This is a genomic window from Janthinobacterium sp. 78 (genome assembly GCF_003096775.1).
GTDB classification, from domain to species: domain Bacteria; phylum Pseudomonadota; class Gammaproteobacteria; order Burkholderiales; family Burkholderiaceae_D; genus Janthinobacterium; species Janthinobacterium tructae.
The window spans coordinates 2,039,961-2,053,652 of the sequence record NZ_QENT01000001.1; the positions used below are offsets into that span (position 1 = coordinate 2,039,961).

Consider the following 13,692-nt stretch of genomic DNA (forward strand, 5'->3'; position numbering starts at 1 on the left):
AAACATGGCTGGCATCGCTTGCAAGGTTTAGAGCGGGTGGGCCGGCACAGGTTCACTGGACTTGCACAAGCCTGGTGCTGGCGGGGGCGGGCAGAGCGCTGGGTTTGACGTAGCGCAAACCCGCAATGGATATGGCCAGTTGGGCCAGGGCAGGATGCCCTGGCCGCGTAATGACATTTATTTAGCGGCAGGGGCCTTGCTCACTTCCACCTCCCAATCCACGCCCGAGGCGACGTGGTGTTGGGCGGCAAAGTCACCCTGGCTGATGGCGATAGCGACGTCGAGCAGGCTGTTCAGGTAGACCAGGGGCTTGCCCTTGGCGACGCCGCCAAACGTGTGCTCGAAGGGCGCCGTGACCTTGGCCACTTGCTTGCCCTTGTGCAAGATGCGCACTTGCAGCGGGTCATGCAGTTTCACCTGTAATTCGTCGAGCAGCGATTTCGGAATATTCGTCCACACATTGCCATATTTCACATCCAGCACGGGCACGATGCCGCGGATGGTATTGCCGTCGCGGACAGGTTTTTGATAGGCGATCTTCACCACGGATTCGCTCGGCAATGGCGGGCCCACCTGTTCATAGCTGATGGCGCCGGACGCCAGGCGCGCACCGACATACGCGTACACGTCGCGGCCATGGAAGGTGTACGACTCGGCGGATCCCGCCAGGCGGTTGACCTTCTCATCGATTTCACGCAATTCGGCCACGCCATCGCGCTCGGCGATCAGCGTGAACAGGCCATTGTCCGGCCCCACGAAGTAGCGGCCACCCTTGGTTTTCAGCACCACCGACTTGCGGTTGGTACCCACGCCCGGATCGATGACGGAAACAAACACCGTGCCTTGCGGCCAGTAATTGGCCGTCTGGTACAGGCGGTAGGCGCCCAGCCAGATGTCGTAGTCGGGAATCTGGTGCGTGAGGTCCGAGATAGTGAGCTTGGGGTCGACGCCATAGGCGACGCCATGCATGGCAGACACGGCGCCGTCGGCCGTGCCGAAGTCCGTCATCAGTACCAGCGGTGCGGCAGCCTGGGCGGGCGACAGCAGGAGGGCGCTCAGGCAGGCGCCGGCGACGAGGTGGAAAATTTTCTTGATGATCATGGGTTCTTTCCGTAACGTTAAAACGTGTAGCTGAGCTTGGCGTAGAAATACGCGCCGTTCACGCCGATGGGGTTGATGAAATTGTAGGGCAGGGCGCCGCCATACGTGGCGTTATTCGTTTCACGCACGCGCTGCGGATAGCGGTCGAGGATGTTGTTGCCGCCCACGCTCACCGTCAATTGCTTGCTGAGTTTCAATTGACCTTCCAGGTCCAGCGACCAGACGGCGCCGAAGCGCTGTGCGGGGATGCCGTCGATCAGGGGCGCATCGCTGTCGTACGAGAAATCTTTCAGCTCGCCGAAGCGCGTGGCGCGCGCCTGCACGCCCCAGCCAGCCGTCTGCCAGTCGGCGCCGAGTATCAATTTGCTGTTCGGGGACGCATGTTTGATGCGGAACAAACTCGTCTCCGTCAGCAGGGTCAGACTTGGATCGATATTGGACAGCGCGGCGGAACTCTGGCGTACCTTGTCGAGGCTGGTCTTGTTCATGTTCAGCGCCGCGTTCAGGTTCAGCTTGCCTGACGTGAACGCCAGGTCGTGGTTCAGCACCACGTCCAGGCCCTTTGTGCGTGTGTCGAGCAGGTTGGCCAGGTAGGCCACGGACTGGATGTCGCTGCGGCCATTCGCGGCCAGGTAGGCGGTGACGGCGTCGCTCTGCAAATCGCTCGAGCGCGTGATGCGGTCGCGGATGCGGATCACATAGGCGTCCACCGTCACGCTGGTGGCGGCCGCCGGTTTCCAGGCCAGGCCCAGGGAGACGTTGGTCGACTTTTCCGGTTTCAGCTGTTGCGCGCCGAAGCTGCGCGCCAGCGGGTCGCTGGCCGGCAGCAGGGCCGATGTTTGCAGGGCCGTGCCATCGGCGTTGAAGTTCAGTGTGGCGAAGCGGAAACCCGTCTGCACGAGGGCCGGTGCGCGGAAGCTGTTCGACAGCGAACCGCGCACGAGAAAGGTGTCGGTTACTTTATAGCGCGTCGACAGCTTGCCCGTGCTGGCGCTGCCAAAGTCGCTGTAATCAGAATAGCGGGCGGCGGCGCCTACCAGCAGGCGCGGCGTGAGGTCGCTTTCCACGTCCGCATACACGGAGCGGATTTGCCGGCTGCCGTCGTAGGCGTCCGATGGGCGCAAGCCCGGTCCCGCCTGCGCGCCCGGTGGCGCGTCGGTAAAATTGCCGGCCGCATACGAAGCGGGGTCGCCGGCCGAGCTGGTGTAGGTTTCGCGCATCCATTCGGCGCCCACCGCCAGGCTCAAAGGGGCGGGCAAACCGATGTCGATGCTGCGCGTGGCATCCAGGTTCAAGGCGTTCTGGCGGAAGTCGAAGCCGGCCAGCTTGAAACGCGTGGGGCTGGCCGCGCCCAGCGAAGCGTTGACGGAGTGGCTCACGCCGTAGTCAAAGCGGTCGCTGCCGTGGCGCGCGCTGGCGTCCCAGTTCCACTCGCCCGTGCTGCCGCGCACGCCGGCCACGATGCTGAGGTCGCGCTTGTCGCCGTTGGTGACGGGGCGGTAGCCGTTCGGATACAGGGCCGGCACATTCGACGGGTCGCCCGGATAGCGGAAGTAGGCGCTGCCGTCGGATTTGCGCTCGTTGAGGGTGGCAAACGAGTACAGATCCAGGCCATTCGCGAGGGTGAGCTGGGTGTTGTAGAACAGGTAGTTGTTGCGCTGGCGCGAGTCGCCCGACTTGAACACCACCTTGCCGTCGAGCGCCTGGTCAGCCGGCGTGAAGTTGTAGGAAGTCCAGCCCGCGTCGCTGGGGCCGGCCCGTTCCGTGGGCGAGCGGCGCCGCGTTTCCGCGCCGAAGCGGAAGAATCCGGCCTCGCCCAGCGGCACGCCATAGTCGGCGTTGACGATGACGGTCTGGCCATCCGTCAGGGTTCGATCGGTCGGGTCGAAATGCGTGTGGTTGGTGCCATAGCTGACGGAGGCGGCGCCGCCCGTGCGCGCCTTTTTCAGCACGATGTTGATCACGCCCGCCACGGCATCGCTGCCGTACTGGGCGCCGGCGCCGTCGCGCAGGATTTCGATGTGGTCGATGGCGTTCGGCGGAATGGCGTTGATGTCGACCGGTACGGTGCCGGCAAAGCTGCTTTCCGTGTCCAGCACGGCGCTCGTGTGGCGGCGCTTGCCGTTGATCAGCACCAGCACCTGGTCGGGCGCGAGGCCCCGCAGCTGGATGCCGCGCACGGAATCCGACGCGCCGCTCGACTCGATGCGGGGGAAGTTGATCGACGGCGACAGGTTTTGCAGGGCCGCGCCCACGTCGCCAGTCGACAGCGCATTGCTCACTTCGCGCGCGCCGAAACGGTCGATGGGCACGCTGCTGTCGAAGACGGTACGGTTGCGCGCGCGCGAGCCGACGACGGTGACTTGGTCGATGCTGGCGCTGGCCGTTTCATTGGCGCTGCCGGTGGTAGCTTGCGCATCTTGTGCCCAGGCGGACGGTGCGCCCAGCATGGCGCAGGCCAGCACGATGGCGCGCAGCGGCGTGGCGGGAGTGGCAGATACAGGATAGAAGTGGCGCGGATGCACGGCGTGGTCCTTTGGGCTCGATTAGTGTCGGTGTGGAAACAGTTGCCATGAGCTTAAGGGAGGCGCCCGCCGGCGCTAACGATTCTTTCTGGATATGCTTATGCTGTTGTTTTTATGCCGCCAGGAACGCAGCAGGGAAGGCGTGATGTAGGCAAGGCGTGCTGTCGATAGCGTCCACGCAGGCCTCCGAAGGATCAGGATTTGGGCGCGGCCGGCATGTCGGGCTGGGCCGTGACGGGGGTGCCGGCCGCTTCCAGCGGCGCGACGAAGTTGCACAGGTCCAGCTGCAGCTTGCCGTGCCTGCCCAGGGCGGGGTTGAAGGCATACGAGGTGATGCCGCAGTTGGGCACGTCGGCCGCCTTGTCGATGGCCAGGATGGCGTGCTCGTCGCAGCGTTCCAGCAGGTAGCGCAAGCAGTTGACGATGACCTGGTGGCCGACGATCAGCACCCGTTCGCCCCGGTATTCGCGGGTGATGGTGTCGAGCACGCTGCGCAGGCGCAGGATGACGTCGCACCAGCTTTCGCCGCCCGGTGGGCGGAAGTAAAATTTGCCGACGTGCTGGCGCTGTTCGTACAGTTCCGGGTACTTGCTGGCGATGCCGTGCACGGTCAGGCGGTCGAGAATGCCGAATTCCTTTTCGCGCAGGCGCTCGTCGGCCACCACGGAGTTCAGGCTGTCCGCATCGAGGCGCGCCAGCACGGCTTGCGCCGTCTGCTGCGCCCGCACGTAGGGCGAATACAGCACGACGGTCGGTTGTTGTTCAGAGGGGAGGGTGGCGAACCAGTCACCCAGGGCGTGCGCCTGGTGCGCGCCAAGCTCGGAGAGGGGGACGTCGACATCGCGCTCGGCGATGGCGATCAATAACTGTTTTTCCGCTTCGGCTGCATCGCGCGCCACGTTGCCGGCACTTTGGCCGTGACGCACGATCCAGATTTGCTGCGGCCATTTCTGTTCCATCGCCTTGCGCCTTCCTCTGTATTTATTGTGAATAAATATAGACGAAAGCGGCAAGGCGCGGCGCGCCGGTGGATGGCTTCTTAGGCGGCGTGTTCCGCTTCGTCCAAGTCGGGCGCGTCGTCGCTGTTGTAGACGGCCAGGTCGGTCTGTCCCATGACCCGGCTGGTGACGGTGCCGGCCGTGATCGAGCCGCTGACGTTCAGGGCCGTACGGCCCATGTCGATCAGCGGTTCGACGGAAATCAGCAAGCCTGCCAGTGCGACGGGCAAGTCCATGGCCGACAGCACGATCAGCGCGGCAAACGTGGCGCCGCCGCCCACGCCGGCCACGCCGACGGAACCGATGGTGATGATGGCCAGCAAGGGCAGCAGGAAGCTGACGGTGAACGGGTCGACGCCGACGGTAGGGGCGATCATCACGGCCAGCATGGCTGGATAGATGCCGGCGCAGCCGTTCTGGCCGATGGTCGAGCCGAACGAGGCGGCGAAGTTGGCGATGCCTTCCGGCGTGCCCAGGCGCTGGGTTTGCGTCTGCACGCTCATCGGGATCGAACCGGCGCTCGTGCGCGACGTGAACGCGAAAGCCAGCACGGGGAAGACTTTTTTCACGAAGCGCAGCGGGTTCAGGCCCACGCCGGCGATGATGGCCAGGTGCACGAGGAACATCAATATCAGCGCGCTGTACGAGGCGACGACGAAGTTGATCAACTTTAAAATGTCCGTGTAGCTCGACGAGGCCACCACTTCAAACATCAGCGCAAACACACCGTACGGCGTCAGGCGCAGCACCAGGGTGACCATGCGCATGACGATGGCGTGCGCCACTTTCATGAAGCTTTCGAAGGAAGCGAAGATTTCCGGTTTTTTCGCCGCGATGCCCGTGGCCGAGATGCCGATGAAGATGGAGAACACGACGACGGCGATGGTCGACGTCTTGCGCGCGCCCGTCATGTCGAGGAAGGGGTTGGTCGGCACGAAGCTGACCAGCAGTTTCGGCAAGGACAGGGCTTTTGCCGTTTCCAGCGAGCCTTGCAGCTGCACGCCACGCGCCACTTCGGCCGCGCTCGAGGTCAGGCCGACGGCCGTCAGGCCGAACAGCTTGGCCATCAAAATGCCCAGCGCGGCGGCGATCGTGGTGGTAATGAGCAGGGTGCCGATGGTCAGCGCGCTGATCTTGCCCAGGGAACTCGCATCCTTGAGTTTTAGAATAGCGGAAATGATGGAGACCATAATCAGCGGCATGATGATCATTTGCAGCAGTTTGACATAGCCGCTGCCGACGATGTCGATGTATTCATTGGTGCCCGCGATGATGGGCGAACCCGCGCCATACAGCGCTTGCACGGCCGCACCGAGCAGCACGCCCAGGCCCAGGCCCGTAAAGACGCGCACGGTAAACGTCGCGTGTTTGCGTTGCTGCTGGAACATGAAGGCGAAGACGAGCAACGCTACGAGCAGGTTCAGAATGATGTTAATTGCCATGAAGGGGCCTTATCTTGGTTTTATTCGAGACTGCACGCAGCACATAAAACTGTACTACCACTGACAGCTGCCCCAGCCCGGGGCGGAAGGGCAAACACTGTACAGTACTATGGTGGCGTTTTGCGCAATACCGCTGCGAATATTACGCTATATAAATATGCTTCACAGGCATAAGCGCAGGAATAGGTCTGCCGGATGATTGTGAAAAGGAAGATTTCATGCCAGCATTGCACGTTTGTTCGTTTGCTAATCTGGCGTACTATTTTAAGGAAAAAGATGAATGCTTTAACGGAAGCCCAAGTACTCGATGCGGAAGAGCGCTTGCGCCTGGCCATGATGGCCTCCGACGTGGCTGTATTGAATGTGTTGCTGGCCGATGACTTGTTGTTTACCAATCACCTGGGGCACTTGCTGAGCAAGCATGCGGACCTGGCAGCGCACGAGCAGCGCCTGCTGACCATCACGGACTTGCGCGCCTCCGAGCGCCATGTGCGCATCAACGGCCACGTGGCCGTGGTCTCCGTGCGCATGCAGCTGACGGGCAGTTATCACGACGTGGAAACGCATGGCGACTTCCGTTTTACGCGCGTCTGGACGCAGGACGCGGCCGGCGCGCTGCAAGTGACCGCCGCCCATTCGGGCGTCGTGGCTTGAGGAGCAAGGTTTAGTGGATCATCGTTCCAAAGGGCAGCTGTTTGAAGCTGTCATCGCCGCCGGCCCAGCCACCCTGGCCGTCACGGCCGGCTATCCGGTGCTGCTGTACAACCTGGTGCGCACCTGGGCCGACGCCCCCGGAGACCATGCCCTGGCCGCTCTGCTGCTGACGGGTGGCGTGTGGGTCTTGCTGGAATTCTGGCGCATTGCGCTGGCGACGGTGGCGCGCAAGGCCTATGCGTTCAACTGGCGCTTCTGGCTGGCCATCGCCGCTTTTCTTGCCTGCTTCGTGCGTTTCGTGCCGGACATGCCGGCCGGATTAATGCTGCTGTTGCTGGTGTTGCCGGCGCTGGCGTGGATACATTTCATTTTGCTGCAGATTAAGCGGCCGCGCGACCTGTAGGTTTTACTCTTCCTCTTCGGCTTCAACTTTTAGCCAGGCTATCCGCCCATTGCCCGCCTCATGCAGATGCGCCAGCAGGGCGGTGGCCGCCGTTTCCGCCAGGCTGAAGTCGAACAGCACGGCGTCGCCGTGTTCCACGTTCAGCAAGGTGGCGCCGGCGCCATCGAGTTCGCGCCGCAGCATGCCTTCCATCGCATATGGCACCGTGCAGCGCAGGCTGCGCTGGCGCACGATGGCCGTTTTTTCCGCCTGCAACAACGCTTGCGCCACGCTGTCCGTGTAGGCGCGCACGAGGCCGCCCGCACCCAGCTTGATCCCGCCAAAGTAGCGCACGACAGTCGCCAGCACGCCTTCCAGGTCCTGGTGGCGCAGCACGTCGAGCATGGGCCGCCCGGCTGTGCCGCTCGGTTCTCCATCATCGACGGCCGCCGACTGCCCACCCGCCAGCAGGGCCCAGCACACATGGCAGGCGCCCGGATGCTGCGCCTTCAAGTCATGGACCACCTGCTGCGCGCTGGCGCGGTCCGTCATCGGCTGCACGCAACCGATGAAACGGCTTTTCTTGATGATCAGTTCGCTGTGGACGGGAGTGGCAATGGTAAACGGCATGGCGGGTGCGAAGGCGGGCAAAGCAGCATGATAGAGGAAATGCGCGCCGGGCACGAGTCAGTCCCCCCGTTCACGCGGCCGCGGCCACCAGTTTGCGCAGCGCCGTGTCGCGCACTTGCAGGATATCGAACAGTCCCAGCGCGTGCAGGGCTGGCAAGGCGTCGACAATGTCGCGCTCGGCGACGGCCTTTTCGTCGATGCTGCTGGCGTCGTCCAGCCATAGCCTGGCATTGGCGAGGAAGGCGCCCACCGTGCCCTTGCGCACGGTGACGCCATTGAACTGGCCCTGGTTTTGTTGATCGGCTAATACGTCTTCTGCACGCATGGTGAACTCCTGAAGGTTGGAAAGACTTCACTGTATGATGGCTAGATTGTCTTGCCTGCGGTGTTTATGTCATTCGATACGTCAAATCCGCCAATTTTTGCAGCATCGTCGTCGTCGCCGCTGCGCGCCCTGCGCATTGCCCAGCCGCAGGAACGGGTGACGGCGGCGCACCACCATGCCAGCGGCCAGCTGTTCGGCGCCATGCGTGGCTTGCTCTCCGTTGCCGCCGACAGCGGGCAGTGGGTGGTGCCGGCCAGCCACTGCGTGTGGATGCCGCCCCATCACGTCCATGCGCTGCGCTCGCACGGCCCGTTTGCGGGCTGGAGCGTGTATGTGGACGAGGCCAGTTGCGGCGGCTTGCCCGCCGCGCCTTGCGTGATGCGCGTCTCGGGCTTGCTGCGCGAGGCGGTGGCCCGCGCCAGCACTTGGGACGAGGGCGCGCTGGACGTGCGGCAAGCCCGCGTGGCGGGCGTGATCCTCGACGAGATCGCCGCCGCGCCGCACGAATCCTTCGGCTTGCCCTTGCCCACGGACCCGCGCCTGCTGCGCGTGGCGCGCGCCGTGCTCGATGACCTGGCCGACGAGCGGGGCGTGGAAGCGCTGGCCGCCTGGGCTGGCGTATCCCCGCGCACCCTGGCGCGCCGTTTCACGATCGAGACCGGCTTTACCCCCTCCGCCTGGCGCCAGCGCGCCCGCATCCTGCGCGCCCTGGAATTATTGGCCGCCGGCCAGCCGGTCACGACGATTGCACTGGACCTGGGCTACGACAACGTCAGCGCCTTCATCGCCATGTTCAAGCGGGTGATGGGCGTGACGCCGGGTAGATATGGGGAAGGGCATGGCAGTGAATCGAGCAATATCGGTGTTTGATAAAGTGCAACTTGCTGCAGATAGAGACGGCCAAGGCTGAAATCGTGTATGAATGCCGGACCTGAACCCGGCACTCTGTGACCCCGGCACTCCGCGTGCTCAACTGGATTTTTCAACGCAATAGACCATAAGCAGTCAGTTGACCCAGTAATAAACTGCAGCTCAAGAAATTTCGAGTTGGCTTGCCGCCTACCTTTTATGGATTCTCAAAAAAACCGCAAAGGGTTACAGCACGGAGCTTATCTTGCGCTCCGTTAACGTACGAAGAGCACGGCCGTAGCGACTCATCCCATCCCAATCAATGACTTGCTTTCCTCCGGTATCGGTCATCACTGGTACCATGATCCGGGTTGCTTTTAGGCGCTCCAGGGATGCTCCGTTGCCCCATCGGAACTTGCTCATCTGCTCGCGCAGCAGTGCGACGAGAATCAATCCGTTGTCGTCTGAAAGTTTGTGGTGCCGAAGAACTTGTATTTCCTTGCTCGAGTAGAAGGCCTTTGGCTGATAGAACACAGTAGACGTTGAAACCCCTATTGTGATTGCATTCCCTGTGTTGGGCGGATCGATGCCTTGATGCGGTAGAAACGTCCCAATTCCGTTTCCGCCGCCTGAACGTGCAACATAAGGTACCGATGGAGTGCCGGATGTGATTGCTTTGCTGAGATCAAACCACTTGCCGGCCGCGCGCATTGATTCAAAAACATCGGTGATCAGCTTAGGTGCGTAACTCAACTCAGGCAGTACAGTGCTGTCTGTTGGAACTGACTTTCGAACGGTCTGCACGCGTTTCTTAACATCATCCATCAGCTTTTCACCAAGACGCGTCAAGCCGTCCCAATCAACAACCTGCTCGCCAGCGGAATTGGTTGTCACTGGGACCATGATTTTCTGGCGGCCAAGCCGACTCAGTGTCAGTTTGTAGCCGTAGCCGAACTTGGGAACACATTGCTGTGTGAGCATACTCGCGATCAACAACAAGGCGGGCTCTTTGGCCGAGTCGCACAGCGGCTTTAATGCGATAATAACATCCGATGCGCTAAACGGAGCAGGTTGGTATTTTGCGTGACCGGTCCCGCCGTCGCCGTCGTAAATCAGGGTCAGCCATCCGCCCGGGAACAACAGAGGCGTATCTGCGAAATCAGTGATACTGTTGTTCACCCGCGAACCGCCGACAAACAGCGTCTGACCCGGAAGTCTGTCTGCCGCGTTTAGGCGCTTGCCCTTATACGCATGGAACAGCCCTTCTTGCTGTCCCTCTACGCTTACAACATATACCGGTGCGAAGGTTAGACTGTTGTATATGTTCATGCGCATTCCGCCTTGTCATCAGATGAATTGGCAACAGAATGTGATTTGGCCGGATCGATGAGATCGCCATAACCGTGAGCATGCATATCGACTTGCCACGCAAGGTAGTCTGCAATAGTAGTCATGAAGTCTTCAACCGACGGTGGCTGGTCATTGAAGTAGAAATACGAGTGCTGCCATTCATCTGCCGCCGTTATCTCCGAGCGGACGATAAAACTCGTGTCATCGACCGTGTCGCCTCGCAAGACTTCGAGCAAATGCTTGCGTCGAGATGACGCCGTTCCATCATCGGTGAGCCCGCGGTTTTTCTGGACTTTGTATCCGTCGTTTTGGAAATTTATGAACTTGACCTTTGCGTCTTTTGAATGCGCCCTGCCTGCTGTGAATAGCGCGATCACAGGATGCACTGAAACCCCTGAATCCGCGAATGTTGCGTTGTTCATCGTGATTACCGCATCAAGCGAATGCTTTGACAGAATCGACGCCTTGCGGCTCTTGTCTTCTGTGGTTTTGCCGACCATTGCCGATTGAGGAACGATCGCTGCAAGCCGCCCGCCCGGGTTTAGGAACGACAACGCTTTTTCAATGAAAGCTAACTCCGACAGATGGCGCGTAGTCCCGTCTTTCGCCTGCGAATATGGAGGATTCAAAAGCACCTTTGTGAATCCATGCCCCAGCACCAAGTTGCCTTTGTCGTCGAATTTATCGCCGCGCATCTCGTGCATCGGGGCTTCGAAAATCGAATCTCGGCGGAAGTTCGCCTTGCCGTCGCCGCGCAAAATCATGTTCGTTGTGCCGATGGCAAACAGTTTATCCTGCAGTTCTATTCCATGGAGCCGATTCTTGCGAATGTCATTTCTCGTCGTCTCGTTGTCGCCGGCATCTTTGAACATTCGGTGCATCGCGGCGATAAGGAACGATGCTGTGCCTGCCGCAGGGTCAAGCACCCAATCGCCAGAACGGACGTCGATAAGGTCGACCATCAGCGACGTAACGTGCTCCGGCGTAAGCACGATGCCCAACGTGTTGCCGTCGCCGCCGCCGTATGAAATGAACTCATGGTAGAAATTGCCGAGCACATCGAAAGAAACCATTGATGGATCGGTGACGACTTTTTGGACCTCCGTCTTGAGTATCTGCGTGAACCACTTGAGCGGGCTCATTCCTAGATCATCACGCGTGCGGTTCAGCGGAATAGACTGGTTGATGAAAGAAAATTGGTCTAGCAATGTGCCGATCTTTTGCTGCGGCCCAAATCCCTTCGAGATCATGTAATCATGGGCTGCCTTGTAAATTTTGGCCCCATCCCAGTCGTCCGGCAGCTTTTCGTCATATAGACCTTTCAGATCGTCGACGTCGAAGCCAGGCTTTTCTAAAGCTAGCAAAATTGCAGACACGAGTGGGGCTTTGCGATGATTCTCAACTGAACCATAGTTGCGCATTCCCTCATGCAACTTAGAAGCGGCTGTTTTCACGGTGTCTAACCGGACTTCCGCTTGCGGCTTGTTCCCGAGCACTGCGACCGAGTGGTATTCGGAAACCGCATCAGCCCCGAAGACATCAAGGTTGTCTAGATCGTCGAGCAACTTGATCTGACCGGGCGCAACGTATGCCACTGCGATTTCATGGTGTCGCTCGTCGCCGCCGATGCCGACAGCGAAGATGCCTTTTTTATGCGGCGCTCCATTGCGCAACATCACCAGCGCATAATGAAGCGCGCCGTTGAGCGCGTAATTCTCTCTGTGCGGGAAGTCTGTGGCCACTTGGCCTTCTTTGAGAAAGCGTGCAAAGCGGGTTTCCTTCTTGTCTTCGATAATAACGATGAATCCATCGACGACGAACACAAATTCTGGCTTTCCCTCGCCCTTACCTGCCTTCGTCTTGGAACCGCCCGCAAGTGCCTTGCGCTTCCACTCAGGGCCGCCTTCTTGCTCCCAAGGTCTTGTTTCTCCAATTTCGCGCAGAAGGTCGCGCACAAATTGATCGGTTCCCTTCTCGTTCTTGTTCTCGTTTTTCTTATTCGTCAGCACCTTCAATTTGTTTCCGCCACCCGTTGTGTCTTTACGTGCTTCGAATTCTTTTTCCGACTTAGCCATTCCATCCTCTGATTTTTGTTTCTATGTTAATAGTCTTGTCAAAGCAAAAGACCACCGCTGATAGGCATTGTTGCTCGTATATTCGACGATTTTTTGACTTGAAATCTTGTCCCGAAGGTTGCTAGTGCGACTCGCGCAAGCTGAGCAAGACTGCTCTAGAAGTCCTGTTTCTAGCCGCGGTAACTGTTTGTGGGATGCGCAGCGTTCTCGGGTTGGTCTGCATCCCAAACCCATTATTTTTGGAGCTAGCTGCATCTCTCTTCTTTGCATTCCGACTGCGGGGTTGTCAGGCGTATGGTATCGCAAATTGGCATGGTGCTCAGCAGAAACCAATCAAGCTTTAGGCAAACGCCCCGGGCTGATCGCCGGTATTGAGTGCCGGCCGACCTTCTGAGAAGCGTGGAGAAAATGAGATAGTCGTCACATTAATTATTAAGCAACTGAAATACCCCGAAGCCAATGCACACTGCGTCGAAATTAACGGTAAGTGTCCGGTGCATTGCTGATTGACTCAGATCATCGGTCCAAGACCTGAAAAGGCCGATCTACTGGTGTAGCCTGTTTGACTGCGTGCAGAGCACGCCTGGCTTTTTGAATGTCTGCTATTTCCCAAAAAAACGTACGCTGTACGGCAGGTACTGGCCGAAGGCGGAAGTTTGCCATATCTCAGTGTATGAGAGTAGTTGCCTTCAGGGTAAATATAGTTTTCCGGTCGTATGAGTGCAGACGAGTAGGCAAGGAACTGTGGTCATAGCGTCTGAAGCAGAACGCGCGGCTTAGAGGTTGCAGCCGGCGAAAGACGAGGGAATGCTCGAAAAGATTACCGGACCCCATTCGGAGCGATTGGTCAGGTAGTCAAGCCGTGCCATTTTCCCTGTCCCAAGGCAGGTTTGGATCTGCCTGATGAGAGAAAAAGTCCGCTGACCCTGAGAGCAAGGAGAGGCGGGAGGTCTACCGAAGCGACCAGAGATGGAGCAGAATAGCAAAAAGCCCACGAACCGAAATTCGTGGGCTTTTCTGAAGTATTTGGTAGGCCGTGCGGGATTCGAACCTGCGACCAACGGATTAAAAGTCCGCTGCTCTACCAGCTGAGCTAACGACCCAAAAACTTTTTACAACTGAACTGCGGTAACACTGTGCGGTGCGTGCTTGCCATGAAGACTTGCAAACGAACCACAAATTCTTGGTAGGCCGTGCGGGATTCGAACCTGCGACCAACGGATTAAAAGTCCGCTGCTCTACCAGCTGAGCTAACGACCCAAGGGCGGCTATTATGACGGCCAAAGGCGGTTTTGGGAAGGGCGCGGATGGAAAAACCTTGCATGGTGTCCGGGTAGGGCATAATATTGGTAGATAGCCTA

At 59.5% G+C, this 13,692-nt stretch carries 11 protein-coding genes and 2 tRNA genes; 3 read left to right on the forward strand and 10 right to left on the reverse strand.

Annotated features, from left to right (window positions below; genetic code table 11):
• Window positions 1-177: 177 nt before the first annotated feature.
• The 4 genes from C8C92_RS09095 to C8C92_RS09110 all read right to left on the reverse strand — a co-directional run bounded on the left by C8C92_RS09095 (window position 178) and on the right by C8C92_RS09110 (window position 6,066).
• Window positions 178-1,101 carry an S-adenosyl-l-methionine hydroxide adenosyltransferase family protein gene (locus C8C92_RS09095; RefSeq protein WP_116743589.1) on the reverse strand — a complete coding sequence of 308 codons (924 nt, stop codon included), beginning with the start codon at window positions 1,099-1,101 and terminating at the stop codon, window positions 178-180.
• Between the two features lie 17 nt (window positions 1,102-1,118).
• The gene (locus C8C92_RS09100; RefSeq protein WP_243420155.1) at window positions 1,119-3,626 is read right to left on the reverse strand and encodes a TonB-dependent receptor; all 2,508 of its coding nucleotides are present in this window, start codon (window positions 3,624-3,626) and stop codon (window positions 1,119-1,121) included.
• A gap of 194 nt (window positions 3,627-3,820) precedes the next feature.
• The gene (locus C8C92_RS09105) at window positions 3,821-4,585 is read right to left on the reverse strand and encodes a histidine phosphatase family protein (RefSeq protein WP_116743590.1); all 765 of its coding nucleotides are present in this window, start codon (window positions 4,583-4,585) and stop codon (window positions 3,821-3,823) included.
• 80 nt (window positions 4,586-4,665) lie between these two features.
• Window positions 4,666-6,066, reverse strand: a complete 1,401-nt coding sequence (locus tag C8C92_RS09110; RefSeq protein WP_116743591.1) for a cation:dicarboxylase symporter family transporter — start codon at window positions 6,064-6,066, stop codon at window positions 4,666-4,668.
• 276 nt (window positions 6,067-6,342) lie between these two features.
• On the opposite strand from C8C92_RS09110, the gene C8C92_RS09115 reads away from it, so the two are divergent.
• Both C8C92_RS09115 and C8C92_RS09120 read left to right on the forward strand, forming a co-directional pair.
• Window positions 6,343-6,720: a nuclear transport factor 2 family protein gene (locus C8C92_RS09115; RefSeq protein ID WP_116743592.1), complete on the forward strand. Its 378-nt coding sequence runs from the start codon at window positions 6,343-6,345 to the stop codon at window positions 6,718-6,720.
• Between the two features lie 13 nt (window positions 6,721-6,733).
• On the forward strand, window positions 6,734-7,123 hold the full coding sequence (locus C8C92_RS09120) for a hypothetical protein (RefSeq protein WP_116743593.1): 390 nt from the start codon (window positions 6,734-6,736) through the stop codon (window positions 7,121-7,123).
• A 3-nt stretch (window positions 7,124-7,126) separates the two neighbouring features.
• Here C8C92_RS09120 and C8C92_RS09125 read toward each other — a convergent pair whose 3' ends face one another.
• Both C8C92_RS09125 and C8C92_RS09130 read right to left on the reverse strand, forming a co-directional pair.
• On the reverse strand, window positions 7,127-7,732 hold the full coding sequence (locus tag C8C92_RS09125) for a YigZ family protein (RefSeq protein WP_116745894.1): 606 nt from the start codon (window positions 7,730-7,732) through the stop codon (window positions 7,127-7,129).
• 70 nt (window positions 7,733-7,802) lie between these two features.
• Window positions 7,803-8,057, reverse strand: coding sequence for a hypothetical protein (locus C8C92_RS09130; RefSeq protein ID WP_116743594.1), 255 nt, complete (start codon window positions 8,055-8,057; stop codon window positions 7,803-7,805).
• A gap of 66 nt (window positions 8,058-8,123) precedes the next feature.
• Between C8C92_RS09130 and C8C92_RS09135 the strand changes: the two genes are divergently transcribed.
• A complete protein-coding gene (locus tag C8C92_RS09135) occupies window positions 8,124-8,927 on the forward strand; it encodes a helix-turn-helix transcriptional regulator (protein ID WP_116745895.1) in 804 nt (267 codons plus the stop codon).
• 225 nt (window positions 8,928-9,152) lie between these two features.
• Here the strand turns inward: C8C92_RS09135 and C8C92_RS09140 are convergent, their stop codons facing one another.
• The 4 genes from C8C92_RS09140 to C8C92_RS09155 all read right to left on the reverse strand — a co-directional run bounded on the left by C8C92_RS09140 (window position 9,153) and on the right by C8C92_RS09155 (window position 13,591).
• Window positions 9,153-10,235, reverse strand: a complete 1,083-nt coding sequence (locus C8C92_RS09140; protein ID WP_116745896.1) for a restriction endonuclease subunit S — start codon at window positions 10,233-10,235, stop codon at window positions 9,153-9,155.
• On the reverse strand, window positions 10,232-12,331 hold the full coding sequence (locus C8C92_RS09145; RefSeq protein WP_116743595.1) for an N-6 DNA methylase: 2,100 nt from the start codon (window positions 12,329-12,331) through the stop codon (window positions 10,232-10,234). Before C8C92_RS09145 ends, C8C92_RS09140 begins: the two co-directional genes overlap by 4 nt.
• A 1,027-nt stretch (window positions 12,332-13,358) precedes the next feature.
• A tRNA-Lys gene (locus C8C92_RS09150) sits at window positions 13,359-13,434 on the reverse strand.
• Window positions 13,435-13,515: 81 nt separating this feature from the next.
• Window positions 13,516-13,591, reverse strand: a tRNA-Lys gene (locus C8C92_RS09155).
• Between the last annotated feature and the right edge of the window lie 101 nt (window positions 13,592-13,692).